Below are 24,640 nucleotides of genomic sequence, written 5' to 3'. Positions count from 1 at the left end.
AAAATTGCGGGTCCGATGGGTTCAATAATCTGAATAGATAGCCCTTTACAGGAATATATCCGGTACCTGTGCCACACTTATTCAGGTTTACGGTGGTTTGACCACACAGTCTGGCGGGCAATGGCCTGCTGGTGCATTGAAGATAAGGAGAAATCAATCAATGAAACTCGTGCACATGTTAAGTGGTTTAGCAGTTGCGGTCGCGCTGTCAGCCTGCGCCCAAAAGGGCAGTGATATTCCTACTCCGGCACCGAACCCCAATGCGCCTGCGGCAACGAATAAGCCGGCTATCGCGCAACCGAATGTTTCCGGTTCGGTTTGGATCCGTCAGAAAGTTGCGCTGCCGCCGAACGCGGTACTCACCGTGACGGTATCTGACGCTTCGCTGGCCGATGCGCCGTCGAAAGTGCTGGCACAGAAAGCCGTTCGCACCGAAGGTAAACAGCCGCCGTTCAGCTATGTGCTGCCGTTTAACCCGGCGGATATCCAGCCGAACGCCCGTATCCTGCTGAGTGCCGCTATTACCGTCGATGATAAACTGGTCTTTATCACCGATACGGTTAAGCCGGTCATCAACCAGGGTGGCACCAAAGTTGACCTGACGCTGGTACCGGTACAGCAAACCGCAGTACCGCTGCAGCAAACCGGCGGGGCGGCCACCACGGTTCCTTCCACGTCGCCAACTCAGGTAAGTCCGTCGGAAGCGAAACCCGCACCAACACAGTTCTAATGTGAGAAAGCTCCTCTTTCGGGAGGAGCTTTAGCTTTAATAGATCCAGCGATAGTGTTGTAAATCGATATGACCACTGCCTGATACGGCAATCCCTTCTGCCAGTAACGCCTGGCGCTGACGCTGTAAATCCGGCCCGCGCAGCGAGATATCGCCATGGCGATTCACCACCCGATGCCAGGGTAATGTACTGCCTTCCGGCAAGCGCTTTAGCACGCCGCCAACCTGGCGCGCCGCGCGCGGCGAACCCGCCAGCTTCGCCACATCGCCATACGTTGTCACATACCCTTCGGGGATGGCGGCGACTATCTGCCATACCCGCTGCGGGAAAGCGTCCTGTGTATCCATTTTGATGTCCTGCAGGAGAATAAAGGGCAGCATAAACAGCGAGGCGACCGCTGTGAAGAGGCGATTGCGCAATAAACCAGCATACGCCCGGCCACGGCTTGCAATTGCCATCCCGGACAGGGATAATGCGCCAGCGCGTTGGGTAACAACGCTCTCAATGGGGGCTCTGTTGGTTCTCCCGCAACGCTACTCTGTTCACCAGGTCAGGTCCGGAAGGAAGCAGCCAGGGCAGATGACGCGTGTGCCGGGATGTAGCTGGCAGGGCCCCCACCCATTTATGGGTAAGCTGTTGATAGATAACCTCTAAAGCACTGAAATCTTTTCCCCATAGCCTGGTGGTACAAAAACTGTATGTCACCAGTAGGCTGCACGATGTCTTGACCTGCTCCCCGTTGATTTATACACCTTGATATTACTCAGGACGAAATGTGACCCTGGCCCCGAATATGATCCAGCCATAATCAGGAATAACCAGCTTCATGTGGCCTGCATATTCTGGCAACCGGCAGATTTTTCGACGAATTCGGATGGGGTCATCCAGCCCGGTACAGAATGGGGGCGACCAGGGTGATAGTGTATGCGCCAGGCCTTGATTTTGCACCGGGCATCCTCCAGCGAAATGAACATGTTCTCGTTCAAGCATTCCTGCCGCAGTCTGCCGCTGAATGATTCTACCGTCATTATCCGTGGGCGTGCCTGGCCGCGAGAAGTCAATCCGTATATGATTTTCGTGTACCCATTTATCCAGCATTTTCCCCGCAAATTCAGAGCCATTATCTGTTTCAGGAGCAGTGGTAATTGTCGCCTCAGCGCAATGCTGTCCAGCATCTCAGCCACTTATGCAGATCAAAGGTTCTGACCGACACAGATCACCGGACACTCACGCGTGTAGAGGTCAATGACCGTCAGCAGGCAGGGCCGGCGACCGTCAAACAGCGCATCAGAGACAAAATCCATGCCCCATACATGGTTCGGAATGCCTGGCTTGCGGCCGGTGTACTCCGCTCAGCTTGCTTACGGGAAAAACAAACTGCTCTTCCGTGAATCGTGATTTTTTCATCGACCCCTCCGTTCAGGAAAGTATGGATCATGCCGCAATTCTGTTTCTGAAAGGCGCAGGATTTCGGGTCAGGGTCAGAACGGCAATGCCCCCCTTTCCGCCTGTCTGAATGCTGTGGCGGGAGTGAGATGTGAAAGTGATTAGCAGGTCACCTTCACGGTACACATTTAAAAAAATTTCAGAACCATATGAGAACCTTGGGTTTTTTTGACTGCTTCATCGATATAGTGCTGGCGGACGGCTTCAGTTACTGGTTCACTTTCATAGGGGGGTTCAAACTGTTTCATGGTGTTTTTTTCAGCCACGAAACCACCCACGACCATTTCACCCTCTGCCCTGATTTTTTTGCCGTCGATATCGAGCATCACATACGAACTCGTGCCTGTAATTTTCATATCAATTATCCCTTACAAAAATAACTTTTTCCGTCTGTGATACCGGATCGATTGTTGTGATTTTCGTGACATTATCATTGCCCATCAGGCGCGGTAACTCAACGTTTTCCCATATATTGCCTTCACGCAGCGATTGTCCCACTACGGCCCTGACTTCTCCTGATACCTGTTTTGCATAAGACGCGGAGACGTCCTCCCAGGCCTTGATGCTCTGCGGGTTATCGAAATCCCATTCAGGCATTTTAATGTTTTTATCTTTGATTGTGGATTCGAGCGTGACACCGCCCCGGGACTTCGCGATGGCTTCTGCGACGTCAGGACCGCCGACACCTTGAGTGCGTCCTGACCAGAAAAAGGCACTGTCCGGATCGGTGGCCAGCTGGGGTTCTATTTCTTTAAGGTTGATGAGGCTCTTGGGCGTGTTACGCCACGCACTGAAGGCTGCCCCTCCTTTTGCGCCGACAAGGCCGCCTGCAAACGCACCACCCAGCGAAAGCCACTTCTGGCCGTCAGAGCCTTCTCCCCATAATTTCCCGCCAATGTAAGCACCGCCATATCCTCCACCCATGCCTCCCGCAAAGCCCAGCAGGGCTATCGCCGGCCCCGCCAGAACGGCCGTGGCCGCGAGGCCCACGCCCAGCAGTACTCTGTCCACCCAGTCCGGGATTTCCGGACTGATTTCGTCAGTCTGTACTTTACTACCACCAATAATGACGTTGGGAGATCCGTCGCTGATGACACCACTGCATGTCAAGCGATCCCCCGTCCTGGCAGCGGGCAGTCCGTTAATATAGACGCGTGAAGACCCTTCGGCTACCCGCTGCAGGGCAGGGCCATGCTCGTCACAGTCACCCACAGACATATGCGCCATCACCGCTGGCCTTCCGTTGATGAATACGTTTGATGAGCCAATGACCAGATAGCCGCTTTCGTGGTGGGGTGCCCAAGACATGCTACCCAGAACTTCTCCCAGCCCGCCGCCGCCAGCTGCACCGGCGACCGTCGCGGCCAGGACTATCGTTCCGACGCCTCCCGTGGCCAGCGTGAACGCCGCACCGGCAATGGCCCCGCCTATCAGACCAAGCACCAGCCAGCCTTTAGAGGCGGAGTGTTCTATGCCGTCCCCCACGCGTGCAGCGGAGAATGCTTCAGCGGCACCACTCATTTTTCATTCATCCGCTGACTGAGGTAAGCCTCAACGGCTTCAGTAGTATCCAGGCCGTCAATACCCCGGACACTTCTGGCCAGAAGCAGGCTTGATATTAGTCCTGGTATCCTGGCACCTGTCATCTCCCACAGCGCAAAGCGGCCGGTATGCTCGCCGTCAGGTATCGGAGATAGCATCAGGGGGTCGCCGGCAGCGTCAAAGAACAGATAGCTCCCGTTCCTGGCCCGGTTGAGATCAATCGTTGAGTAGAGGTCAGAAATTGAAGGGAATACGCTCAACTCGCGGCTGTCACGGTCAAAACTGAAGAAGATTTCCTGACTGTCGGCAGGGATCTGTTTGCCCAGTACGGGTGAATGTTTTGCATCGTCCGGAAACGTAATGCTGTCCGTGATGCTGTCGTAAATCCGGCCATGGTAATCGTCAAACGCATCCGGGCAGGTGCCAATGAAGCAAAGCAGCTTTTTCCCCGTACTGTTTTCAGATGTCAGTACCACTCGCTGCTTCTGAAAGATAATTCTTTCGCCGGATTTGAAACTGTAGAACAGTTCCAGTGCCTGCCTGCCATTGAGTTCAATGAGCCGTGCATGGCTGAGTGAGAGATCCTGCAGAGTCGCCTGCAGTTCTGATGACAGCCTCAGAGATACTGACTGAAGCGTGTCTTCTACAGCAGCCGTTGCACGTGAAATCACGAAGGTGAATTCATTGGCATTCGTATGGCTGAGTGTAAAAAGGTTCATGGTGCGATCGCGAAATACGTCAGGCACCGTAATGTTGCAGTCCTGGAGGTTATATTCAGATATGTAAAGCTTCTCCGGTCCGTGAGTCCGGAACAGTGATCTGTTCCCTGTTAATGAATACACGACTATGCAAGCAAATTATCTAAGTGTAATGACAGCTACGGATGTGCGCCTCTCGCTCACAGCGGACCTTCAACTGAGTTAGTCTGTCCGCTTCGTGCCAACAGCAGATATTGCTCCTAATCAACTTAAAGTAAAGCAATTGTACTCATTAAAAAGTTGTAATTCCGAAGATCTTAGGAACGGCACAAAAAATATGAGATTGAGCTTGGTAAGCGGCCAGTTCGTTAAAGTGTTTAAGGAATGACATTTCATTGTGATGGTGCTGTGCTGAGAACTTTATCTTGTACGATCCTGCTTGCTCCCTCAATCGAGAAGTAATATCTACAAGGGTCTGACCCTGACCCCGAATATGATCCAGTCGTAATCAGGAATAACCGGCTTCATGTTGGCTGCATATTCTGCCAACCGGCAGACTTCTCAGCGAATTCGGATGGCGTCATCCAGCCCAGTGCAGAATGGGGACGTCTCTGGTTATAGTGAATGCGCCAGGCCTCGATTTTGCAACGTGCATCCTCCAGAGACATGAACCAGTTCTCGTTCAGACATTCCTGTCGCAGCCTGCCATTGAACGACTCCACTGTGGCATTGTCCGTCGGTGTTCCCGGCCGGGAAAAGTCTCTACGGATCCCCCGTTCATACACCCATTTGTCCAGTATTTTCCCTGCAAATTCAGAGCTGTTATCGGTTTTCAGCAACTCTGGTTACACGCTTGATGCCGAGGCTGCGATAAAAGCATGTTCGTGGGGCATGTTCCAGATAATGGGCTTTAATTACGAATCGTGCGGCTATAAAGACCTTGGCACGTTTTTAAAAGATATGAACGCGAATGCCGGAAAGCAATTAAATGCTTTTTTACATCTGTCCAAGAAGAACAGCTCACTGCTGTCGGCAATGGTGAATAAGGACTTTTACAATATGGCATTCAACTATAACGGCAGCGACTTCGGCGACTATGACGTTAAAATGCGTAGAACTTATGAAAGCCTGGAGAAGAATCGGTGATGAGAGCGAAAATGACGCGCATGGTTTGTGGATGTTCATTGTTTATGGTCGCGTTTTCTTCGTATGCTACGACGCTTCACTCCGGCGTGTATGAAGGTTTATTACTGGCTGTCTCACCAACAGGAAAGATTACCGGCTATTACTCTGAATCAGCTGATGACAGCGTGAAACGTACTTGCACTTTCTTTCTGGAAGGCCATGTTTCAGCGCAACAGCCAAACACCATTACTTCCTGGTCTTCATCTGTACTCGCGGGCCATATTGCCACGAATAACACTGGTGTCACATTAGCCATTCCCGATGGGCAAAACCATGTGGGTTGCATGAATGTGCTGATGCCTGAAATTGCGACTGGGCTGGAGCTGGATACGACGCAGCAAACACACTGGCAAACGCTAATGCAGATAAGCAGCCCACGGGCTTATCTAAGCTCCACGCCTGATGCCTCGACCCAGCGTAAAGCTTGGATCATCAAAGGAGACGTGGTAGGGGTAATACAAACCCATGGCGACTGGGCAGAGGTAGAATATGTCGGTAATAGTGGAAAAACGACGCATGGCTGGGTGAGTAGCAGTAGTGTTCAGCCATTAATGCCCCCCTCGTCCTGATCGGTTTATCTTTCTCCTGAGTTTAATATTGCCGGGCGATGTTTCCGCTTCGGCAATTTTTTTACGCTACTGTGTAATATTGTTTTTCCTCACATCATCTTAATATCGGGCCACAGTGATGAAAAAGTAACTATGCTAATGATAAAAACGCATCGCCAGGCAATAAGCGCCACTAAAGAGAGAAGGGGCTGAGTGTCCCTTCATTTGGTAGTACAAATACTGTATTCCATTTGCTTCTATTCTATTGAAAAATAATATTTATAATTAGCTGGCAGGACCCCACCCATTTCTGCCCCCGTAAATTCTCCCTTTCAGTTTTATCCCCGGCACGAATTAATGCTGGTGGGGTTTTATGCTTGCCGGAAAAACCACGCGTTAATGGATACACAACAACGAGATTCAGCCGTTAACGCCTCCGGCTAGCTGAGAAGAGGGGAATAAACCATCCCCTGAACATCGCACCAGGTCAGCTATTCGCGATATATTTAAGGTATCCCGCAATAGCCTCTTCACCGCTATCCGATGCGTGATTAACGCCGTCAGAAACCGGCACTTCGGCAAAGTCGAAAGGCGAGACGCCATTGATACAGGCGACATTCACCCCATACCGATCCGGGTTCGATCGTTGCTGGTGGAAGGTATAGATGCCGCAGACAGAGCAAAAGTAGTGCGCGGCAGTGCCGGTGTTGAAGCGATACTCCGTCAGTTTATCGCTGCCTTTTACTACCTCGACTGCGGAAAGCGGCACAGAGACGGCAATCGCGCCGCGCATTCGGCAAATCGAGCAGTTGCAGCGGCTGGCGCTGTTAAAACCGTCCGAAAGCCGCACGGTAAATGCCACCGCCCCGCAGTGACAATGCGCGTTTAACTTTTCCGACATGAATTCCTCGCTGGCATCAAGGGAAACCTATCTTCTTACTGTAGTGCGCTTTGTGCTTTGTGGCAGGTGTATAGCGTTATACCACGCTGCGTTTAACCGGCGCATCGGCACCGCTTAAGGCCATCCACAGCGGTTTTAAACGTAGAAGCGCATCTTCCAGTTCGCTGGATTCCAGCGCAAAAGGAATCCGTAAATAGCGCTCAAAGGCACCCCCTAACCCGAAGCGCGGGCCGGCACCGAGGTGAATACCCACCGTTTCGGCGCGTGCGGCAAACTGGGTTGCCAGCATATCGGGTAGCTCAACCCAGAAAGAGAGCCCGCCTTCCGGCAGCGTGAAACGCCAGGCCGGAAAATGCTCGCGCAACAGCGACGCGCAGCGATCGCGGCGCGCTTTAAGCATCGCACGACGGGCAGGCAGGAAGGTTTCGCCATTCTCCATCAGCCACAGCGTAGCCAGTTGTTCTAACAGCGGCGAGCCAAGCTCCAGCGTATCCCGTGTTTGCACAAGGCTGGCAATGGTACGGGAAGCTGCGCGGATCCAGCCTAAACGCAGCCCGCCCCAAAACGTTTTTCCTGCCGAACCGAGGGTGATTACCGTGCCGCTGGGATCGAACGCCGCCAGCGGCGGCGGCGGGGGAGATTGATACCACAGATCGACCATCGTTTCGTCCACCACCAGGGCGGTACGCGCCTGGGCGGCCACCCTGGCGATGGCCTGGCGGGTTGCGCTCTCCATGCAGCGCCCGGTAGGGTTATGAAAATCGGGCATCAGGTAGGCCAGGCGCGGCGCCGTCTGGGCAAGCGTCGCGGCGAACCCGTCGCTATCCCAGCCCGTGGGCGGTAAAGAGACGCCAATTGGCCGGCAAGATGCCCCCTGAATAGCAGCAATCGCCAGCGGATAGGTGGGGTTTTCGACTACCACACGATCGCCCGGGCCGGTCAACATCCGCAGCACCAGCGCCAGTCCGCTTAACGCGCCATTTACCACCATCACTTCATCGGCCTGCGTCGGTAAGCCGCGCGCGGTGTAACGGGCGGCAATCGCTTCACGCAGCGCCAGCACGCCGGTTTGCCCGTAACCCGTGCGGGAAAGGAAAGGGGTAATAGAGGTTAACGCATGGCTATAGGCCTGATGAATTTCCGGACCTGCGCTGAGGGCCGCGGTGGAGAGATCGAGAGCCGAACCCGCGGTGCTTAGGCTTGGGATCGCGCGAGTGTCCGGCAGGATCACTCGCGAGCCGCTGCCGTGTCGGCTTTCCAGATAACCTTCCTCACGCAGGTGCGCCAGCGCGCTGGCCACGGTGGTACGGCTGATTTCTAACGTTGACGCCAGTTCGCGTTCACCGGGAAGGCGAGTGGCGACTGCCAGACGGCCATCGAGGATCAGCAGGCGCAGCGCGTCAGCAAGCTGACGCCATAGCGGCGTACGGGAATGAGTCTGCTGCCAATAACCTAACAGGCGATGCAGCGAATGACTACCGATGCGGCGTGATGACATATGCAGTCCACTATCTGAAAACTGGACATTAATCATAAGTCCATTTTCGGTGAAGATAGAAGCTGAATAACCGGAGAATAATAATGCTGCGTCGTTTAATACAACTTTATACGGGTTTGCTGCTGTACGGAGTGTCCACCGCCATGTTTGTACGCGCGGATCTCGGCGCGGATCCGTGGAACGTCTTTCATCTGGGTGTGGGGCGACAGTTATCGCTGGATATCGGCACGGTTATGATTGCAACCGGTGTGCTGGTGCTTCTGCTGTGGATCCCGCTGCGCCAGCGGCCTGGGCTGGGCACTATCAGTAATGTCATTGTACTGGGTCTTGCTGCCGATGCCGCGCTGTCCGTGATGCCGGTGCTCAATTCGCTGGTTGCGCAAAGTGCGCTGCTGATTTCGGCGGTGATCGTCAACGCCCTCGCTACCGGTATGTATATTGGCGCAGGTTTTGGTGCCGGACCGCGCGACGGGTTGATGACCGGTATTCATGCCCGCACCGGCTGGCCGGTACGCAGGATCCGTACGGTCATTGAAGTGTCCGTCTTGTTAACGGGCTGGCTGTTGGGCGGTACGGTGGGGATTGGCACCGTCGTTTATGCGCTGGCCATTGGCCCGATGATCCAGCTTTGTTTACCGTGGTTTCGTCAGAAAACCCGCGTAAAGCCCGAGCCGCAGCGCGAGCCGGCGGTCTAAATGCAGCCGGGGAGGGTTCTTCTTCCCCCTCATTTTTAGTACCGCTAGCGCCGTTTACTTTCTCACCGCGCCAGGGGATGCTGAGATGACCACATCAAAGGCATACACTGGAGCGATGATTAATGGCAACACCCGAACTCGATACCGCGCGATTGCTGCTTAAACCGCTGACCTCTGCCGATGCCGCACAAATTCAATGCGTTTTCCCGCGCTGGGAAATTGTCCGCTACTTAATAGCCAGCGTGCCCTGGCCCTATCCGCAAGGTGCCGCGCAACATTATGTCGATAACGTGGCGTTGGCGGCCAGCCGCGCAGGTGAAGGCTGGTTCTGGACACTGCGTCGTAAAGCGGAACCGGATACGTTGATCGGGGTTATCTGTTTAATGGCGACGCCGGATAACAACCGTGGTTTCTGGCTGGTGCCGGAGTGGCAGGGGCAGGGTTATATGTCGGAAGCCTGTCATGCGGTTAACGATTACTGGTTCAATGTGCTCGGGCGCGAGGTGCTGCGTGCGCCGAAAGCTGTGGTCAATGTGCGTTCAAAAAAGATTTCTGAGCGTAGCGGAATGCGCCTGGTGCGCCTACAAAAGGGGCACTATGTCGCCGGAGAGCTGGATACTGAACTGTGGGAGATTACCCGCGAAGAATGGAATGCGCGTCACGGTTAAAACCTTTAAATTTGGAAGTCTATTCACACTTTTTCGCGAAGATTACTATCTTCATTTTTATTTGTCATTTTAGTGAAATATTTATTTCATCTTACTGTCATATTTCGCTGGCAAATTATTGGGCGCTTTTTTTAAGTTGTTATAATTGTGAAATATATTTGTGGATCAGAACATTCACTTCGTGTATTAAATAACGTGCTTATTCACACTAGAAGGGATAATCATGGTCAGTGCGGTATTAAACGTAAAAATTGATGAAGCGCTAAAAGAAAAACTCCGCCATTACGCAGAAGTTAATAATGAAAATCTCAGCGTTGCGACAGAAAATCTGCTGCTGCTGGCTTTTCAGGCGGTAGAAGAGGCGGGCGTATCGGAAGACGACATCGATAACCAGCATACCGAAGAAGAGAGCTCAAATCCGTTAACTCCCAAAGAAATTAAAGCGTTACGCAAACTTCTGAAGAAGAAAAAATGAGCCAACAACTGCTATCAACCGCCAGTAACTACCTTGAAGCCTGCGAAATGCTGCGCTCAGGCTTTGTGAAACAGGTACGTCTGGACTGGAATATCGGAAGTGATGAGTTTTTTCGTATTGCATCAGACTGGTGTGATGCCGGCGCGAAAATCAAAAAAGAAGGGCGCAGCTTTATTATTTCAATAAAAGGCTTCCCGATCCCACGCCAGCGGTAATGTATTTGTCATGAAATCGCCATTTAAATTACATTCCGAAATGTGATACTGGTTTCATAATTAAAATACGTAACCATCTCAAACACACATTACGGATGATGTTTCCGACGAGCCTTTTTGGCTCGTCGCTATTTCTTGTGCCTGGTTTTTCCTGCCATAGCTTTATCACCCCGTCTGGTATTTTCTTTGAAGCGCTCACAATGCTGGCCCGCAAACCGGGTATACTGTGCAAAATCTTTGCCGCAGGGAACTCTATGAAAACCATCACCCTTTATGATGTTGCCAGCCATGCGGGCGTCTCTTACCAGACCGTTTCACGCGTCATTAACGATGCGGCCCATGTCTCGGCGCGAACGCGTGAGAAGGTGCTGGCGGCGATGGTGGAGCTGCATTACATCCCCAATCGTGGTGCGCAGCAGCTGGCGGGCAAGCGCACTAAAACACTCGGCCTGCTAACCACGGATCTGGCGCTCCATGCGCCATCGCAAATTGCCTCGGCGGTAAAATCCCGTGCCGGGCAGGCCGCCGCCAGCGTGATTATCTCCATGCTGGAACAGCATGATGCCGCCAGCTGCTCTGCCGCGTTACAGGAACTGCTGGCACAGCGTGTGGAAGGCGTGCTGATAAACGTCCCTCTCGACGATGCGCTGGCGCAGCAGCTTGCCGCGCAGGCCGCGCCGACGCCGGTTCTGTTTCTTGATGTTGGCGAGACGGCAGCAGTGCATAGCCTGGTGTTCGATGCCATGCAGGGCGCACGGCTTGGTGTAGAGCATCTGCTGGCGCAGGGGCATCGTCAGATTGCCTTATTAGGCGGGCCGCAAACCTCTGTGTCGGCGCGTACGCGCTTCGCGGGCTGGCTGGAAGCGCTGGAGCAGGCAGGGCTGACTCCCTGCGCCAGTGCCCATGGCGACTGGAGCGCGGCATCGGGCTACGAGAAAGCGCATGGGTTACTGGCCGGTGCGCATTTGCCGCAGGCGGTGCTGGTGGCTAACGATCAGATGGCGCTAGGCGTTATCCGCGCCTGCACCGAGAAAGGGATTGCTGTGCCGGAGCAGATCTCCATTGTTGGCTACGATGATACCGCCGACAGCGCCTGGTTTTCCCCGCCGCTCACCACTATTCGTCAAACCTTTAAGCAGGCCGGGGAGCGAAGCGTTGACTGGCTGCTCAGCCCGCCCGCCGAAGCCGATGTGCCCGCACAGACGCGTTTGCCGGTGACGCTGATTGAACGCCACTCCACCGCGCCTGCCGCCGAACAAAAGCTCAACGGGGAAACGCTTGCCAGGCGCTTAAATCAGCTGGCTCAGCAGGTCGCGATGCTCGATCGTCCCTAGCGCTTTTGTGATCCTCCTCGCTTAGCAATACGCCCGGCCTTTACCCAAGGCGAAAATTGCGGCATTGTCAGTTTAATTGTGAGCGCTTCGCAAAATGAGGTTACTTATGTCCGCTTCCGCATTAGCTTCCATTCTCTCCCGTCGTGACTGGGAAAACCCAGGTCTGACGCACTGGCACCGTTTACCGGCGCACGCGCCTATGCGCAGCTGGCGCGACGAGGCCGCCGCGCGGGATAACACGCCGTCGCCCGCCCGCCGATTGCTTAACGGACTCTGGCGCTTTAGCTTTTTCACCGCCCCCGAAGCGGTGCCCGCGAGCTGGATCGACAAGGATTGCGCGGATGCGGTTGAGATGCCGGTTCCGTCGAACTGGCAAATGCAGGGCTTTGATACACCGATTTATACCAACGTAACCTATCCCATCCCGGTTAATCCGCCTTTTGTTCCCCAGGATAATCCAACAGGTTGTTACTCGCTCACATTTAACCTTAGCGAGGCAGAACTGGCCCACGGCCAGACGCGGATTGTCTTTGATGGCGTCAACTCGGCCTTTTATCTGTGGTGTAACGGCGAATGGGTAGGCTACTCGCAGGATAGCCGCCTGCCCGCTGAATTCGATTTAAGTCGCGTGCTAAAAGTGGGCGAAAACCGGCTGGCGGTAATGGTGCTGCGCTGGTGCGACGGCAGCTATCTGGAAGATCAGGATATGTGGCGCATGAGCGGCATTTTCCGCGATGTCTCGCTGCAGCATAAACCGGCGACGCGCATTGCTGATTTTCATCATATTACGCATTTGAACAGCGAACTAACCCACGCTCAATTAGAGATTAATGCCCAACTGGCGGGCGACTTTGCCGATTGCCGCGTCGCGTTCACGCTATGGCGCGGGGAGGAAAAAATCGCCGAGACGCAGCAAACGCCGGGCAGCGCAATCGTTGATGAGCGCGGCGGCTGGGCAGAGCGCCTGCGCGTAAGTCTGCCGGTGGCTGCGCCGCTGCTGTGGAGCGCCGAGACGCCGCACCTTTACCGACTGACGCTCACTTTGCTGGACGCGCAGGGCAGGGTGCTGGACGTCGAGGCCTGCAACGTTGGGTTCCGTAAAGTGGAGATCAGCAACGGCCTGTTGAAACTCAACGGCAAACCGCTGCTGATCCGCGGCGTCAACCGCCACGAGCATCACCCGGAAAAGGGCCAGGCGATCGATGAAGCCACCATGCGCCACGATATTGAACTGATGAAACAGCACAACTTTAATGCGGTGCGCTGCTCCCATTACCCGAACCACCCGCAGTGGTATCAGCTGTGCGATGAGTACGGTTTGTATGTCGTTGATGAAGCCAATATTGAAACCCACGGTATGGTGCCGATGAGCCGTCTCGCCGACGATCCGCAGTGGTTTGCGGCGATGAGCGAGCGCGTGACCCGCATGGTGCAGCGCGATCGTAATCATCCGTCGATCATTATCTGGTCGCTGGGGAATGAATCGGGGCACGGGGCCAATCACGACGCGCTGTATCGCTGGCTGAAAACCACCGATCCCACGCGCCCGGTACAATATGAAGGCGGTGGAGCAAACACTGCGGCGACGGACATTATCTGTCCGATGTATGCCCGCGTCGATCAGGATCAGCCCTTCCCGGCGGTGCCCAAATGGTCACTGAAAAAATGGATTGGCATGCCGGACGAAACCCGCCCGCTGATCTTATGCGAATACGCCCATGCGATGGGCAACAGCTTTGGCGGCTTTGCTAAATACTGGCAGGCGTTTCGATCGGCGCCGCGTTTGCAGGGCGGGTTTGTCTGGGACTGGGTTGATCAGGCGCTGACCAAAACCGATGCAAACGGCCAACCGTTCTGGGCCTACGGCGGTGATTTTGGCGATACGCCAAACGATCGCCAGTTTTGTATGAACGGGCTGGTATTCCCGGACAGAACGCCACATCCGGCACTGTATGAAGCGCAACGGGCGCAGCAATTTTTCCAGTTCAGCCTGCTGAGTACGCAGCCCCTGACAATAGAAGTGGAGAGCGAATATCTGTTCCGCACCACGGATAATGAAGTTCTACGCTGGCGCGTGGAGCGCGATGGCGAAGTGCTGGCGCAGGGGGAAACTGCGCTGGATATCGCCCCATTGGGCAAACAGCACATTGAACTCCCAGTACCTGAATTAGAGGCCGCAGCAGGCGAAGTATGGCTGAATGTCGACGTTTACCAGCCCGCGGCCACCCGTTGGTCGGCGGCGGAGCATCGCTGCGCATGGGATCAGTGGCGTTTACCTGCTCCGCTGTACAGCGCGCCGCGCCCGGTTGTCGGCACGCGACCCGCTTTGCAGGTCAGCGCGCAGGAATATACCGTCAGCGCCGGCAATCAGCGGTGGGCGTTTTCTCGCCAGAGCGGTAACCTGACGCAGTGGTGGCGCGATGAGCAACCGACGCTTTTAACTCCGCTAACCGACGCATTTGCCCGCGCGCCCCTTGATAACGATATCGGCGTCAGTGAAGTGACGCGCATTGATCCTAACGCCTGGGTCGAACGCTGGAAAGCGGCGGGGATGTATCAGCTGCAGGCGCAACTGCTCTATTGCGAGGCGCAAGAGAGCGATACCGAGATTGTAATCCAGACCGGACATTGTTGGCTGGGAGCGGGTAAGACGGCATTTATCAGCCATAAGCGCTGGCGTATTGATAGCCATGGTGTGCTGCATGGCGAAGTGGATGTGCAGGTGGCAACGGATATTCCGCCACCGGCACGCGTTGGTCTGGTGTGCCAGTTGGCGGAGCTGCATTCAGAAGCGAGCTGGCTCGGCTTAGGCCCCCATGAAAATTACCCGGACAGGAAACTGGCGGCGCGCCAGGGATTGTGGACTTTGCCCCTTGCGGCGCTGCACACGCCTTATATCTTCCCCGGTGAGAATGGTCTGCGCTGCGATACGCGCATGTTGCGCTACGGCGCACATCGGCTGGAGGGGGATTTCCACTTTTCGCTGGGGCGTTACAGCGACGAGCAGCTGCGCGATACCACGCATCACCATTTACTGCGTGAAGAGGCTGGCTGCTGGCTGCATGTAGATGCTTTCCATATGGGCGTCGGCGGGGATGATTCCTGGAGCCCAAGCGTATCGCAGGAGTTTATTTTGCAAAGTAATAAAGTCCATTACGCTTTTAGCTGGCAGCAAGCGTAACGTTCAGATTTCGTGCGGCAGGGCAATCTGCCGCACACACCGCTGCCTGCTTTTCAGGCTGCCTTTGTCGCCGCGCGTTTGGCAATAAAATCACGGGCGGCAGTAATGCGGCTTAACTCTTCCTGAGCGCGCATATCGTTTTCAATCTCCCACAAATCCACCGCCGTCTGGAGATTCAGCCAGAAATCAACGGAAGTATCGAAGGCTTTTGCCAGGCGAAACGCCATGTCGGTGGTCAGCTTACGATTATTGTTAACCAGCGCGCTAATCGTATTGCGATGGACATGCAGCATTTCCGCCAGATCGTTAATTTTCAACTCAAGCGGCTCCAGGTATTCATATAACAGGATATCGCCTGGCGGTGTCGGTTTTCGGGTGGCCTGTTTCATGGTGAATCCTTAATCGTGTTGCATCTCATGTCGTTTAGTAGACCGACGTGATAATTTTTTAGTAGATATGCGGATCAAGATATAAATCCTCGGCCTTGCTGTTCACCCACTTAAAAATTAATCGGTATTGTTTGTTTACTCTTATTGAGGAGTAACCCTGCCATTTACCGGATAACGCTTCATAACGATTGCCCTGGGGGAGCGTAAATCTTTGTGCGACGTTGCGGCATTAATGATGTCCATCTTTCGCGCCAACGCGGTGTGAATCGACGCGGGGATCGTAGCGTAGGTAAAAAAATCATCAAGCCATGTGTCGCGGAAACGTCCAATGTTGATTTTCTTTGACATTCAAGCAGGCTCTCCTTGCGCTGTTGAGACGTTCACTATATTGCATTCATGCACAGTGCGCAAGTGCATTTACCTGTTGGGATCCACACTCGGTACGGTTGTTCTACAAGATAATGTCGTAAACAGTGCTATGCGCTCCAGCACCTCGCCATCGGTACGGAAAATTCCCCACTAGCGTGATGGAGAGGTTGCGGCCACGCACAATGTGGGTTAACGCGTGCGGCGACCTTTTTCAAAATAAAGACGTTATAACGCCAGATTAACCGGCAAAAAAATGGCGAGTCCCAGCGCAACGGTCACAAGACTCATCAATTGTCGGTTGGTCATCATCAAAAATCCTTCTTTGATATTGATAAACGAAGAGTATCTTTTACGCGCTGATGTTATAACACGCGGCAGTGATTGTTTTCTTTCAGGAAAGAAAGGATGAAGAAAAAAGAGTTTGTCACCCAGGATTTGTTAAGCAAAATTTATCAAATCAGCGCGCCTGGCCCGCGCAAACTCCCCCCTGAAAGACAACTGGCCGAGGAATATGGCGTCTCACGATTTACCATCCGCCAGGCGCTGGAAAAACTGGCGAGTATTGGCGTGGTCAACATCGTGCAGGGCTCCGGCATCTGGATTAACGAGCAGGCGCGCAGTAATCCGCTGGTTTACAACTCGATTACCGAAAAGCGTTTCGACCAGATTCGTTTTCGCATGGTCAGTCTGCATAAAAAACGCCCGGACCGCGATGAACAGCAGATTTTCGGCCTTAACGACGAGAGCTTTATCTGGCAATTTTGCCGTCTGCGCTTTGTCGATGAACAGGCGGTACAAATTGAGGTCTCACGCCTGCCGGTGAGCGGTTTTGCCGATCTTAACCAGCAGGTCATTGAAAGCTCAATTCAGAAATATGTGCTGGGTAAGGGATACCGCATTTCTCATCTGCTGACCACCTACCGGGCGGTAAGCGTGACGCGCGAGCAGGCGGCGCTGCTGGGCTGTAAAAAGGGCAGTCCGGCGATGCATATCAGCAACCGCGGCATCCTTGAAGGCGGGCAGGTGTATGAAATCAGCGACATCATTGATATCAATTACACCTGCACCTATGTCATCCCGCACAACCGCGAAAATCTCACTTTTCGCCAGGGGGGTAGCCAGGGCTAAGGCGTATGTATCGCGCCATCCGCCAGTCGGCTTTGGGTCCATTCGTGTGGCCGATAAACCCCCGGAAACACCTCCGCCTGCCCGGCATCAAAGCTGACGCCAATCCCCGGTTTTTCCGGCGCGTAAACGAAGCCATCTTTGACCTCCGGCGCACCGGGGAACACCGCATCGGTGCTGGCGGAACGGGGGATAAACTCCTGAATCGCCGCATTATGCAGATGAATATTGAGATGGGTATTTACCGCCACACCAATCGGCGTCATATCGCCAGGGCCGTGCCAGGCGAGGCGCACACCGAACGCCTGACATAATATCGCCAGTTTAAGCGCCGGGGTAATGCCCCCAATCTGCGAAATATGACAGCGGATAAAATCGATGCGGCGGTTAACAATCAGATCGTGCCACTCGGCCGGGTTGTTAAACAGCTCGCCCATCGCCAGTGGCGCGCTGCTGTGCTGGCGCACCTGATCCAGCCAGGCGCTCTGCGCGGGCGGCAGAATATCTTCAATAAAATAGGGCTGATAAGGTTCAAGCTGTTTGGCTAACTGCACCGCTTGCTGCGGGAACAGCCGTTCATGGACATCGTGGAGGATCTGCAAGCGATAGCCATATTTCTCCCGCAGCGCTTTAAACATCGCCACGGTATTCGCCATATACTCCTGCTGATCAAAATAGGCCCCAGCGACAGGGTTTTCCGGCGTGTGCAACTGTGCAGGCGTGCCGCCGTAAAAGCCGAGCTGACAGCGGATATGGCGATAGCCTTCGGCAAGCAGTTTATCGACCGCCGCGAAGAGTTCGTCCAGCGTTTCGCCGCTGGCATGGCTGTAAGCGGCGATGGCGTCTCGGGATTTTCCGCCGAGCAGCTGATAAAGGGGCATATCGGCGAGCTGGCCTTTGATATCCCACAGCGCCATATCAACGCCGGAGATGGCATTATTCATCACCGGGCCGTTACGCCAGTAGGCGTTAACGTTCATCATCTGCCAGAGATCTTCAATATTATTCGCATCGCGACCGATCAGCAGCGGTTTAAGGTACTCATCAACCAGCGTTTTGACCGCCAGCGGGCGTTGCTGGAACGTAGCGCAGCCGTGCCCCGTAACACCTTTATCGGTTGTCACCCGTACCGTAACGAGGTTGTGACGATCGGGGCGGGTGATAAAGCATTCGATATTCTGGATAAGCGTGGGCGTCACGGGAGCTCCTTTACAACGTGAAATAAGCGAGTGAGGCTATTATCTTCGCCCTAATTCCGCCGAAAGGTAAACGCTTTTATCGAATAAATTTTTTGGTCTGATAAGCGTGAGCTTTTAAATAAAAAACCAGACCAATTTTAGCTTTGTTGGGCATTACATCGCTTTCTGCTGGTGAATTGTGACGTGATTCATATTTTATTGGTTTGTTTTACGATGCGGCTTTCTCTACCATTTGTTGCAATGATTAAAACAACAACATTTCCAGCAGGAGTATTTATGGGGACGCAAGAAGCCATCGGCAATATTATTCGCCTGGTAGGCGGACGAGAGAATATCAATAATGTCTGGCACTGTATGACACGCTTACGTTTTAGCCTCATCAATGACGCTCTGGTGGAGCAGGATGAAATCAAAAAACTGCCGGGCGTGCTGGGCGCGCAGTTGCAAAGCGATCAGTTTCAGATAGTGATTGGCCCCAAAGTTAACAGCTGGTACGAACAGCTGCTGGCGATGCTCGGTAAAGGGCCAGCGCAGGCCGCAGGCGAGGGGAAAGGGCGCAAAAGCCTGGTGTCGATGTTTATGGATACCGTCTCCGGCGTGTTTGGACCGATTGTGCCCGCCATTGCGGGCGCGGGGATGATCAAAGGGCTGCTGGCCGGGCTGATTGCGCTTAAAGTGGTCTCGGCGAAAAGCGATACGGTGATGATCATCGATCTTATCGCCAGCGGCGTGTTCTATTTCCTGCCGTTTTTCCTCGCGGTTTCGGCGGCGAAGATCTTCAAGACCAATGAGTATCTGGCCGCGGCGGTGGCAGCTTGCCTGATGTATCCATCGCTGATTGATGCGGCGAAAGCGCTGGCGGCGCATCAGGATGGCGCGGTCAGCGCGTTTTGGTTGCTCAATACCTTGCCGGTTTCGGTCTTTAACTACTCGGCAAGCGTGATCCCGGTGATCTTCTCGATTCTGGCGCTGAGCTACATTCATCGCTGGGTTGACAGGATCATGCCGGAGGTGCTGAAAACCGTCTTTACCCCCACGCTCACGCTGTTTCTCGGCGCGCTGGCGGCGCTGGTGGTGATTGGCCCGATTGGTATTTACCTCGGTAAAGCGCTGGCATGGTTTATTGCCGGGCTGTTTGGCGTGTCGGCGAGTTTTGCCGGTCTGATTGTCGGGGCGATCCGCCCGGTGGCGATCCTCACCGGTATGCACCATGCGATGACGCCGATTGCCCTGCAAAACTTTAGCGAGCGCGGGTACGATATGCTGATGCCGATGATGTTTATGGCAAACATGGCGATTGCCGGTGCGACCTTTGCCATCTGGCGTATTAGCAAAAATCGTCAGGATAAAACCGTTACCCTGTCGGCGGCCATCTCCGCGCTGCTGGGGATTACAGAACCGGCGCTGTTTGGCGTTCTGACGCGCTACAAAAAAGCCTTTATTGCCGCCACCGTAGCCAGCTCGCTGGCCTCCGCCTTTATCGCCTTCTTCGGCGTGCGGCTGTATGGCTATATTTTATCGAGCATTTTCAGCCTTCCTGCGTATATCGGGCCGTACTTTATCTTTGCCGTCTCCGGCGTAGCGATGGCGCTGATCCTGTCGTTTGTGCTCACCACTTTGCTGGTGGGAAAAGAGACGCAGGAGTAATCCGCACCCCGGCACCGCAGTAAAACGCGGTGCCGGGCACCTCTTCTCTGCTTCCGTCTTTCACCCTAATCCCTCGCAATTCTCCCTCCTCTCTGAACCCTTTTTCAGCCTACTAACTGCCTTTTACCAGACGTAATGCATAAACGCCTGGCATCGATCCCTTGAAATGGGAAATCAACTTCGTTAGACTTTTGTTATGTTATAACAATACAGAGAGCCAGAAATGAGACCTGATATCCATCCCGCTTACCGGACGGTTGTCTTTCATGACACCAGCGTCAATGAGTATTTCAAAGTGGGTTCGACGATTAAAACAGATCGCGAAATTGAACTGGAGGGCGTCACTTATCCCTACGTGACGATTGATGTCTCTTCCGCTTCACACCCTTACTACACCGGAAAACAGAAAGTCATTACCAACGAAGGCAGCGCGGCGCGCTTCCAGCAGCGTTATGGCCGTTTTTTTGCCGATAAAAAGGAGTAACTGATGCAGGTGCTGAATTCATTACGTAGCGCAAAACAACGCCACCCTGACTGCCAAATAGTCAAGCGCAAGGGGCGTATCTATGTGATTTGCAAATCGAACCCGCGCTTTAAAGCCGTGCAGGGCAGAAAGAAACGGCGTTAAGTACGAAGCGAGGCTAAGCTACGACGCTGCTTGCCGTCAGCGGTAAAATTATCGGCGGCAAGCCAGCGTTGCAGCGCACTATCTACCGCAGGCCATTCGCTATCGATAATGGAAAACCAGTCCGTATCGCGATTATGACCTTTCACCACCAGCGCCTGGCGAAAGCGACCTTCATAGTGAAAACCTAATCGCAGCGCCGCCTGCCGCGAGGGTTCATTCAGGCTGTTGCATTTCCACTCGTAGCGGCGATAGCCAAGGGTATCGAACACGTAACGCATCAGTAACCATTGCGCTTCCGTTGAGGCGGGCGTACGGCTTAGCAATGGCGAAAAATGCACGCTTCCCACTTCCACCACGCCATTTTTTTCATCAATGCGCATCAGCGATAAACTGCCGACCGGCAACGCCGTTTGCTTGTCGATCACCGCAAAATGAATCGGATCGCGCAGCGTGCAAACGCTGGTCACCCACGCGCAAAACGCGGCTTCATCCTCTTCTGGCTCGCGCATCAGCCATGTCCAGCTACGGCTGTCACCCGCCGTTTGATGGGCCTGAAACAGCGCGGCGGCATGGGCCGGCTGCAGTGGTTCAAGGTGACAATATTGCCCTTTAAGTATCACGCGTTCAGGAAAAGGGCGGGGCTGCCAGTCCGGCAGCGCGTCGCCAAGGGGCTGTTGATATTGATTGTATTCACTCATGATGCCTCCTTATATCGGTCAGGTCAGCGTAACGCTGCGCTGGTTCCATAAAAAGAACCATCCAGCTATAGTTTGATGGGGCCACGATCGGAGCAGTGAATGAATATTCCACAAGATGAGTTATATGCGCTGCTGCGCAAGCCGCTGGCGACGCGGGAGGGGATGACCCGGCAGCGGACACTTTATCTGACCCTGCGCGATGCCATCATCAACGGCACGCTGCAGGCGGGCAGCCTGTTACCCGGCTCGCGCGTGCTGGCGCAATCCCTGGCCCTTTCACGTAATACGGTCAATACCGCCCTTGAACAGCTGGCAGTGGAAGGCTATGTGCTGCGCGATCGGCAGGGAACGCAGGTAGCGAAGCTGGCAAAAGTATCCGGCCCATCGGCGTTGCCGCCGCCCGTGAGCCTGGCGCGCGGCGTGCAAAATTTGCCGGTGGGCGTTCAGCGTTATTCGCCCGCGCTGGCCTTAACCCCCGGTATTCCCGCTGCTAATTACTTCCCGCAGACGGCGTGGCGGCGGCTGACGGAGCGTGTATGGCGCGATGAAGGTAACGCGCTGCTTAACTATGGCGACTCAGCGGGTGAATTGCGTCTGCGCATGGCGATTGCGCGTCATCTGGCACTTTCCCGTGGCATTGATTGCGAGGCCGCGCAAATAGTTATCACCGAAGGCGCGCAGGAAGCGCTAATGCTGTGCGTGCGTCTGCTGTGCAACGCGGGTGATGACGCGTGGGTCGAGGAGCCCGGCTACGTTGGCGCTAAAAGCGCGTTTTTGTCGGCGGGGCTAAATGTTTCGGGTATTCCGCTCGATGGGGAAGGTATGCGGCTGGATGTTACGGCACCCCAGCCACGGATGATTTACACCTCGCCATCCCATCAATATCCGCTCGGGCTGGTGATGAGCGCAACCCGGCGGCTGGCGCTGCTGGAGTATGCCCGTCGCTGCGGTAGCTGGATTATCGAGGACGACTATGATAGCGAGTTCCGTTACCCCGGCGAACCGATTCCGGCGATGCTCGGCATGGTGGCGCATCCGCCGGTGGTCTATATCGGCACCTTTAGCAAGACGCTGTTTCCCTCGCTGCGTATTGGCTTTATGGTGATGCCGCCAGCCCTGGCGCAGGCCGCCGCGCCGGTTATCGGCAGTTTACTGCGTGGCGGCCACCGGGCTGAACAATTGACGCTGGCGCGGTTTATTGAAGAGGGGCATTATTCGCGTCATCTGGCGGCGATGCGCCGTTTGTACCGTAAACGGCAGGCGCATCTGCGGGAAGCGCTACGTCAAGAGATGCAGGTGGAGCACCGTATTTTTGGCGGCAGCGGGCTGCACTTAACCCTGTCGATTCCGGGTATTGACGATCGGGCTTTAGTACGCGAAGCGCACAAGCATCAGCTGGCACCCCATGCGTTAAGCCGTTTCTGGCTCAACCCCGATGCGGCATCAAGCGGGCTGGTTCTGGGATTTGGCAATACGTCCGCCGCACAATTTCCGGCGGCGGTAGGTGTGCTTAACCGGCTGATTGTACGCCAGCAGGGCGGGTAAGGGTGTAGACATCGTAAAAGGAGAGTTCGCCTTTACGCTCGACCATTTTTTGCAGCTGCGCTTTATGGGCGTCATCTACGTTTGGCGAGTGGAGAATCGCCTCGATCAAGCCGTCAGGCACAAAACGTGTGTTGTACCATTCGCCGTTATAACAGACGCGAAAGTCGAGAACATCGATATCCTCGTAGTGATAGCGCGGGTAAACATCAAAAAAGAAAAAGCCGTTCAGCGCGATAAACAGGACCACCAGCAGCCATACCGACCCGGCAAGGGTTTCTGATTGCAGCATTACGGCCAGGGTCGCCAGAAACGCCAAATACATACCGATAAACAAGCCGGGGTGTTTGCGAATAAAACTGATGCTGAAGCGCGGGCGGTTATCCCGTTTCTCACGCTGATTGATCTCTTCGATCGTTTCGCTGAGCAGCCGTTGTATCTCTGTCATCTTACGCCTTTGCTGATACTGTTTTTACAGGTGGACAGCCTATTTTAAGTTGCCGCTTTGTATGAAAAAAGTATCAGTTTCACGACAAAAAACGATAACAGTTACAGGTTTGACGGGGGCAAGGTCTTGATGATTGTAGCCGGGTTACCGCCCACTATCACATTCGGCGGCACATCTTTCACTACCACCGCACCGGAAGCAATGACCGCATTGTCACCAATAGTTACGCCCGGATTGATAACCGCGCGTCCGCCAATCCAGACGTTATGCCCAATAGTGACCGGTTTACCGTACTCAACGCCGCTGATCCGTTGTGCGGCATCGACCGGATGCGTCGCCGTATAAATATGCACGCCCGGCGCCAGCATGCAATTATCGCCGATGTGGATCGGACAGACATCAAGCATGACGCAATCAAAATTGGCGTAAAAGGCCTTACCGAGAAAAATATTGTACCCATAATCACAGCGAAAATTGGGTTCGATATAAGCGCCTTCACCGGCACCAAGCAGTGCGTTGAGAATCGCCTGGCGTTCGGTTTTTTCGTCGGGGCTGGAGTGGTTATAACGATGGATAAGTTGCCGGGCGCGCAGGCGGTCGGCGCGTAGCGTATCGTCCGACGGACGATAGGGCAGGCCGGCTATCATTTTTTGTTTTTCTTCATTCATGGGGCGCGGATACACCTGTCACCAAGGTTTAATGCCGGGTAGGCTGAGAAAAACCATAATTAACATTCAGAAGAATTAGCGTACAAACTTCCATACGGAGGAAGGGATTTTGTCATAAAGCTTATTCATGGTCAGTTCTGCCAAACGATGATCTGCTGCTGAATAAAACACCGCGAGTTCCTCGTCAGGAAGTTCATATTTATTTTTTTCAATTACGCGTTCCAGTGTATCAATTGTCTGACAGCGCCTTAAACGCATCAAATAATCAACTTTGGTTAATGGTTTATCGGACATGCTTTCACCTTAGTGTTGAAATATTAACAAGAGTGGCTTACAGGATTAGCCTTGCTTACATTGATGAAACTGCGGAACAGTTTGTTACCTGTTTTGCGCCATTTCTGTAAGTCATGTGTATTAATGCCGTAGCTGCTGAACAACATAAACGTGTCGTCAAGGTATTCGTCAATCTGTTCAATCAGCTTATTATCTTCATTGTACTTAATTTTATAATTAAGTGCGAAAGTGGCAATGTGTTCTATCAGCTCGTTTAACTGCAAATTGATGGCTGAAGTTGGATCGTTAACCCACCCATGATGGCTCTCTTCAAGATTAACGAGGCAGTCATGGTACAACGTTTCGCAGAGAAATTTGAGCTGCGCGATATCATGCCTTTTTGGCGAGTATTCGTCCATAACGTATCCCCTTCTGAGTGGTAATTTTTTGCTAACCAATGCTGTTTCAGGATGGGAAACTTCTGCTCTGACCAGAGACACCGAGTACTTTAGGATGGTTGATATAACTATAAGCTAG

The 24,640-nt window shown here is 53.9% G+C and carries 28 protein-coding genes, 1 other RNA gene and 2 pseudogenes; 15 read left to right on the top strand and 16 right to left on the bottom strand.

All coding sequences use genetic code 11. The features are described 5' to 3' along the window. Positions 1-160: 160 nt before the first annotated feature. Complete coding sequence (locus RW65_RS08115; RefSeq protein WP_039056212.1) at positions 161-730, top strand: YbaY family lipoprotein; 570 nt, start codon at positions 161-163, stop codon at positions 728-730. Positions 731-766: 36 nt separating this feature from the next. On the opposite strand, the gene RW65_RS08110 is transcribed toward RW65_RS08115, so the two are convergent. Beyond that, a complete protein-coding gene (locus RW65_RS08110; RefSeq protein WP_039056282.1) occupies positions 767-1,078 on the bottom strand; it encodes an MGMT family protein in 312 nt (103 codons plus the stop codon). 167 nt (positions 1,079-1,245) lie between these two features. Here RW65_RS08110 and ffs point away from each other — a divergent pair. Next, an RNA gene (gene ffs, locus RW65_RS21765) (signal recognition particle sRNA small type) lies at positions 1,246-1,342 on the top strand. 213 nt (positions 1,343-1,555) lie between these two features. On the opposite strand, the gene RW65_RS23210 is transcribed toward ffs, so the two are convergent. The 5 genes and pseudogenes from RW65_RS23210 to RW65_RS21760 form a co-directional block, all read right to left on the bottom strand. Further along, a complete protein-coding gene (locus RW65_RS23210) occupies positions 1,556-1,705 on the bottom strand; it encodes an integrase core domain-containing protein (protein WP_353598697.1) in 150 nt (49 codons plus the stop codon). A 600-nt stretch (positions 1,706-2,305) separates the two neighbouring features. Continuing rightward, the gene (locus tag RW65_RS08100; RefSeq protein WP_039056211.1) at positions 2,306-2,533 is read right to left on the bottom strand and encodes an Imm74 family immunity protein; all 228 of its coding nucleotides are present in this window, start codon (positions 2,531-2,533) and stop codon (positions 2,306-2,308) included. A 1-nt stretch (position 2,534) separates the two neighbouring features. Continuing rightward, positions 2,535-3,698, bottom strand: a complete 1,164-nt coding sequence (locus RW65_RS08095) for a PAAR domain-containing protein (RefSeq protein ID WP_039056209.1) — start codon at positions 3,696-3,698, stop codon at positions 2,535-2,537. Next, positions 3,695-4,465, bottom strand: coding sequence for a DcrB-related protein (locus tag RW65_RS08090; protein WP_231564372.1), 771 nt, complete (start codon positions 4,463-4,465; stop codon positions 3,695-3,697). Before RW65_RS08090 ends, RW65_RS08095 begins: the two co-directional genes overlap by 4 nt. 476 nt (positions 4,466-4,941) lie before the next feature. Then, positions 4,942-5,262, bottom strand: a pseudogene (locus RW65_RS21760) (integrase core domain-containing protein); the annotation flags it as partial. Positions 5,263-5,308: 46 nt separating this feature from the next. On the opposite strand from RW65_RS21760, the gene RW65_RS23350 reads away from it, so the two are divergent. Beyond that, complete coding sequence (locus tag RW65_RS23350; RefSeq protein ID WP_502685548.1) at positions 5,309-5,563, top strand: N-acetylmuramidase domain-containing protein; 255 nt, start codon at positions 5,309-5,311, stop codon at positions 5,561-5,563. Between the two features lie 11 nt (positions 5,564-5,574). Next, entirely contained in the window at positions 5,575-6,171 is a 597-nt protein-coding gene (locus tag RW65_RS23020) for an SH3 domain-containing protein (RefSeq protein ID WP_072037727.1), read from the top strand. Between the two features lie 466 nt (positions 6,172-6,637). On the opposite strand, the gene RW65_RS08075 is transcribed toward RW65_RS23020, so the two are convergent. Both RW65_RS08075 and yczR read right to left on the bottom strand, forming a co-directional pair. After that, the gene (locus RW65_RS08075) at positions 6,638-7,051 is read right to left on the bottom strand and encodes a GFA family protein (protein ID WP_039056206.1); all 414 of its coding nucleotides are present in this window, start codon (positions 7,049-7,051) and stop codon (positions 6,638-6,640) included. Positions 7,052-7,127: 76 nt separating this feature from the next. After that, positions 7,128-8,549: a MocR-like transcription factor YczR gene (gene yczR / locus RW65_RS08070; protein ID WP_039056204.1), complete on the bottom strand. Its 1,422-nt coding sequence runs from the start codon at positions 8,547-8,549 to the stop codon at positions 7,128-7,130. 83 nt (positions 8,550-8,632) lie between these two features. Between yczR and yczE the strand changes: the two genes are divergently transcribed. The 6 genes from yczE to RW65_RS08040 all read left to right on the top strand — a co-directional run bounded on the left by yczE (position 8,633) and on the right by RW65_RS08040 (position 15,117). After that, entirely contained in the window at positions 8,633-9,244 is a 612-nt protein-coding gene (yczE, locus tag RW65_RS22370; RefSeq protein WP_039056203.1) for a membrane protein YczE, read from the top strand. Between the two features lie 122 nt (positions 9,245-9,366). After that, the gene (locus tag RW65_RS08060; protein ID WP_039056202.1) at positions 9,367-9,912 is read left to right on the top strand and encodes a GNAT family N-acetyltransferase; all 546 of its coding nucleotides are present in this window, start codon (positions 9,367-9,369) and stop codon (positions 9,910-9,912) included. Between the two features lie 223 nt (positions 9,913-10,135). Next, a complete protein-coding gene (locus tag RW65_RS08055; RefSeq protein ID WP_039056200.1) occupies positions 10,136-10,387 on the top strand; it encodes a hypothetical protein in 252 nt (83 codons plus the stop codon). After that, a complete protein-coding gene (locus RW65_RS08050) occupies positions 10,384-10,602 on the top strand; it encodes a hypothetical protein (protein ID WP_039056199.1) in 219 nt (72 codons plus the stop codon). The genes RW65_RS08055 and RW65_RS08050 overlap by 4 nt, the downstream gene beginning before the upstream one ends. 254 nt (positions 10,603-10,856) lie before the next feature. Further along, positions 10,857-11,936 carry a LacI family DNA-binding transcriptional regulator gene (locus RW65_RS08045; protein WP_039056279.1) on the top strand — a complete coding sequence of 360 codons (1,080 nt, stop codon included), beginning with the start codon at positions 10,857-10,859 and terminating at the stop codon, positions 11,934-11,936. A 106-nt stretch (positions 11,937-12,042) separates the two neighbouring features. Continuing rightward, positions 12,043-15,117 carry a beta-galactosidase gene (locus RW65_RS08040; RefSeq protein ID WP_039056198.1) on the top strand — a complete coding sequence of 1,025 codons (3,075 nt, stop codon included), beginning with the start codon at positions 12,043-12,045 and terminating at the stop codon, positions 15,115-15,117. A 53-nt stretch (positions 15,118-15,170) separates the two neighbouring features. Here RW65_RS08040 and RW65_RS08035 read toward each other — a convergent pair whose 3' ends face one another. Further along, complete coding sequence (locus tag RW65_RS08035) at positions 15,171-15,506, bottom strand: HigA family addiction module antitoxin (RefSeq protein ID WP_039056197.1); 336 nt, start codon at positions 15,504-15,506, stop codon at positions 15,171-15,173. Positions 15,507-15,564: 58 nt separating this feature from the next. Continuing rightward, a pseudogene (locus tag RW65_RS22365) lies at positions 15,565-15,773 on the bottom strand (type II toxin-antitoxin system RelE/ParE family toxin). A gap of 507 nt (positions 15,774-16,280) precedes the next feature. Here RW65_RS22365 and RW65_RS08025 point away from each other — a divergent pair. Beyond that, complete coding sequence (locus RW65_RS08025) at positions 16,281-17,003, top strand: GntR family transcriptional regulator (RefSeq protein WP_039056195.1); 723 nt, start codon at positions 16,281-16,283, stop codon at positions 17,001-17,003. Here RW65_RS08025 and RW65_RS08020 read toward each other — a convergent pair. Then, positions 17,000-18,199 (bottom strand): enolase C-terminal domain-like protein, encoded by a 1,200-nt coding sequence (locus tag RW65_RS08020; RefSeq protein WP_039056194.1) that lies wholly within the window; start codon positions 18,197-18,199, stop codon positions 17,000-17,002. The two genes, RW65_RS08025 and RW65_RS08020, sit on opposite strands and share 4 nt — an antisense overlap. A 276-nt stretch (positions 18,200-18,475) precedes the next feature. On the opposite strand from RW65_RS08020, the gene RW65_RS08015 reads away from it, so the two are divergent. The 3 genes from RW65_RS08015 to ykgO all read left to right on the top strand — a co-directional run bounded on the left by RW65_RS08015 (position 18,476) and on the right by ykgO (position 20,474). Then, a complete protein-coding gene (locus tag RW65_RS08015) occupies positions 18,476-19,846 on the top strand; it encodes a PTS transporter subunit EIIC (RefSeq protein WP_039056193.1) in 1,371 nt (456 codons plus the stop codon). Positions 19,847-20,069: 223 nt separating this feature from the next. Continuing rightward, the gene (locus RW65_RS08010) at positions 20,070-20,330 is read left to right on the top strand and encodes a type B 50S ribosomal protein L31 (RefSeq protein WP_039056192.1); all 261 of its coding nucleotides are present in this window, start codon (positions 20,070-20,072) and stop codon (positions 20,328-20,330) included. Positions 20,331-20,333: 3 nt separating this feature from the next. Beyond that, positions 20,334-20,474 (top strand): type B 50S ribosomal protein L36, encoded by a 141-nt coding sequence (gene ykgO / locus RW65_RS08005; RefSeq protein WP_039056190.1) that lies wholly within the window; start codon positions 20,334-20,336, stop codon positions 20,472-20,474. Here the strand turns inward: ykgO and RW65_RS08000 are convergent. Then, a complete protein-coding gene (locus RW65_RS08000; protein WP_039056189.1) occupies positions 20,471-21,172 on the bottom strand; it encodes a GNAT family N-acetyltransferase in 702 nt (233 codons plus the stop codon). The genes ykgO and RW65_RS08000 overlap by 4 nt on opposite strands. Positions 21,173-21,271: 99 nt before the next feature. Between RW65_RS08000 and pdxR the strand changes: the two genes are divergently transcribed. Then, positions 21,272-22,717 (top strand): MocR-like pyridoxine biosynthesis transcription factor PdxR, encoded by a 1,446-nt coding sequence (gene pdxR, locus RW65_RS07995; protein WP_039056188.1) that lies wholly within the window; start codon positions 21,272-21,274, stop codon positions 22,715-22,717. Here pdxR and RW65_RS07990 read toward each other — a convergent pair. The 4 genes from RW65_RS07990 to tomB form a co-directional block, all read right to left on the bottom strand. Next, positions 22,683-23,162, bottom strand: coding sequence for a YlaC family protein (locus RW65_RS07990; protein WP_039056187.1), 480 nt, complete (start codon positions 23,160-23,162; stop codon positions 22,683-22,685). The genes pdxR and RW65_RS07990 overlap by 35 nt on opposite strands. A gap of 101 nt (positions 23,163-23,263) precedes the next feature. Next, complete coding sequence (gene maa, locus RW65_RS07985; protein WP_039056185.1) at positions 23,264-23,830, bottom strand: maltose O-acetyltransferase; 567 nt, start codon at positions 23,828-23,830, stop codon at positions 23,264-23,266. Between the two features lie 75 nt (positions 23,831-23,905). Further along, a complete protein-coding gene (gene hha / locus RW65_RS07980) occupies positions 23,906-24,124 on the bottom strand; it encodes a hemolysin expression-modulating protein Hha (RefSeq protein WP_039056184.1) in 219 nt (72 codons plus the stop codon). A gap of 23 nt (positions 24,125-24,147) precedes the next feature. Continuing rightward, positions 24,148-24,522: an Hha toxicity modulator TomB gene (gene tomB / locus RW65_RS07975; protein WP_039056183.1), complete on the bottom strand. Its 375-nt coding sequence runs from the start codon at positions 24,520-24,522 to the stop codon at positions 24,148-24,150. Between the last annotated feature and the right edge of the window lie 118 nt (positions 24,523-24,640).

The organism is Enterobacter sp. Bisph1 (genome assembly GCF_000814905.1).
GTDB lineage: Bacteria > Pseudomonadota > Gammaproteobacteria > Enterobacterales > Enterobacteriaceae > Kosakonia.
Note: the sequence above shows the minus strand (reverse complement) of the source record. Positions and strands in the feature narration are given on the sequence as shown.

Excerpts from the sequence above, each read along its gene's own strand:
- RW65_RS08115 (WP_039056212.1), top strand. The coding sequence starts at position 161 with ATGAAACTCGTGCACATGTTAAGTGGTTTAGCAGTTGCGGTCGCGCTG.
- RW65_RS08110 (WP_039056282.1), bottom strand. The coding sequence starts at position 1,078 with ATGGATACACAGGACGCTTTCCCGCAGCGGGTATGGCAGATAGTCGCC.
- RW65_RS23210 (WP_353598697.1), bottom strand. The coding sequence starts at position 1,705 with ATGTTCATTTCGCTGGAGGATGCCCGGTGCAAAATCAAGGCCTGGCGC.
- RW65_RS08100 (WP_039056211.1), bottom strand. The coding sequence starts at position 2,533 with ATGAAAATTACAGGCACGAGTTCGTATGTGATGCTCGATATCGACGGC.
- RW65_RS08095 (WP_039056209.1), bottom strand. The coding sequence starts at position 3,698 with ATGAGTGGTGCCGCTGAAGCATTCTCCGCTGCACGCGTGGGGGACGGC.
- RW65_RS23350 (WP_502685548.1), top strand. The coding sequence starts at position 5,309 with ATGTTCCAGATAATGGGCTTTAATTACGAATCGTGCGGCTATAAAGAC.
- RW65_RS23020 (WP_072037727.1), top strand. The coding sequence starts at position 5,575 with ATGACGCGCATGGTTTGTGGATGTTCATTGTTTATGGTCGCGTTTTCT.
- RW65_RS08075 (WP_039056206.1), bottom strand. The coding sequence starts at position 7,051 with ATGTCGGAAAAGTTAAACGCGCATTGTCACTGCGGGGCGGTGGCATTT.
- yczR (WP_039056204.1), bottom strand. The coding sequence starts at position 8,549 with ATGTCATCACGCCGCATCGGTAGTCATTCGCTGCATCGCCTGTTAGGT.
- yczE (WP_039056203.1), top strand. The coding sequence starts at position 8,633 with ATGCTGCGTCGTTTAATACAACTTTATACGGGTTTGCTGCTGTACGGA.
- RW65_RS08060 (WP_039056202.1), top strand. The coding sequence starts at position 9,367 with ATGGCAACACCCGAACTCGATACCGCGCGATTGCTGCTTAAACCGCTG.
- RW65_RS08055 (WP_039056200.1), top strand. The coding sequence starts at position 10,136 with ATGGTCAGTGCGGTATTAAACGTAAAAATTGATGAAGCGCTAAAAGAA.
- RW65_RS08050 (WP_039056199.1), top strand. The coding sequence starts at position 10,384 with ATGAGCCAACAACTGCTATCAACCGCCAGTAACTACCTTGAAGCCTGC.
- RW65_RS08045 (WP_039056279.1), top strand. The coding sequence starts at position 10,857 with ATGAAAACCATCACCCTTTATGATGTTGCCAGCCATGCGGGCGTCTCT.
- RW65_RS08040 (WP_039056198.1), top strand. The coding sequence starts at position 12,043 with ATGTCCGCTTCCGCATTAGCTTCCATTCTCTCCCGTCGTGACTGGGAA.
- RW65_RS08035 (WP_039056197.1), bottom strand. The coding sequence starts at position 15,506 with ATGAAACAGGCCACCCGAAAACCGACACCGCCAGGCGATATCCTGTTA.
- RW65_RS08025 (WP_039056195.1), top strand. The coding sequence starts at position 16,281 with ATGAAGAAAAAAGAGTTTGTCACCCAGGATTTGTTAAGCAAAATTTAT.
- RW65_RS08015 (WP_039056193.1), top strand. The coding sequence starts at position 18,476 with ATGGGGACGCAAGAAGCCATCGGCAATATTATTCGCCTGGTAGGCGGA.
- RW65_RS08010 (WP_039056192.1), top strand. The coding sequence starts at position 20,070 with ATGAGACCTGATATCCATCCCGCTTACCGGACGGTTGTCTTTCATGAC.
- ykgO (WP_039056190.1), top strand. The coding sequence starts at position 20,334 with ATGCAGGTGCTGAATTCATTACGTAGCGCAAAACAACGCCACCCTGAC.
- RW65_RS08000 (WP_039056189.1), bottom strand. The coding sequence starts at position 21,172 with ATGAGTGAATACAATCAATATCAACAGCCCCTTGGCGACGCGCTGCCG.
- pdxR (WP_039056188.1), top strand. The coding sequence starts at position 21,272 with ATGAATATTCCACAAGATGAGTTATATGCGCTGCTGCGCAAGCCGCTG.
- RW65_RS07990 (WP_039056187.1), bottom strand. The coding sequence starts at position 23,162 with ATGACAGAGATACAACGGCTGCTCAGCGAAACGATCGAAGAGATCAAT.
- maa (WP_039056185.1), bottom strand. The coding sequence starts at position 23,830 with ATGAATGAAGAAAAACAAAAAATGATAGCCGGCCTGCCCTATCGTCCG.
- hha (WP_039056184.1), bottom strand. The coding sequence starts at position 24,124 with ATGTCCGATAAACCATTAACCAAAGTTGATTATTTGATGCGTTTAAGG.
- tomB (WP_039056183.1), bottom strand. The coding sequence starts at position 24,522 with ATGGACGAATACTCGCCAAAAAGGCATGATATCGCGCAGCTCAAATTT.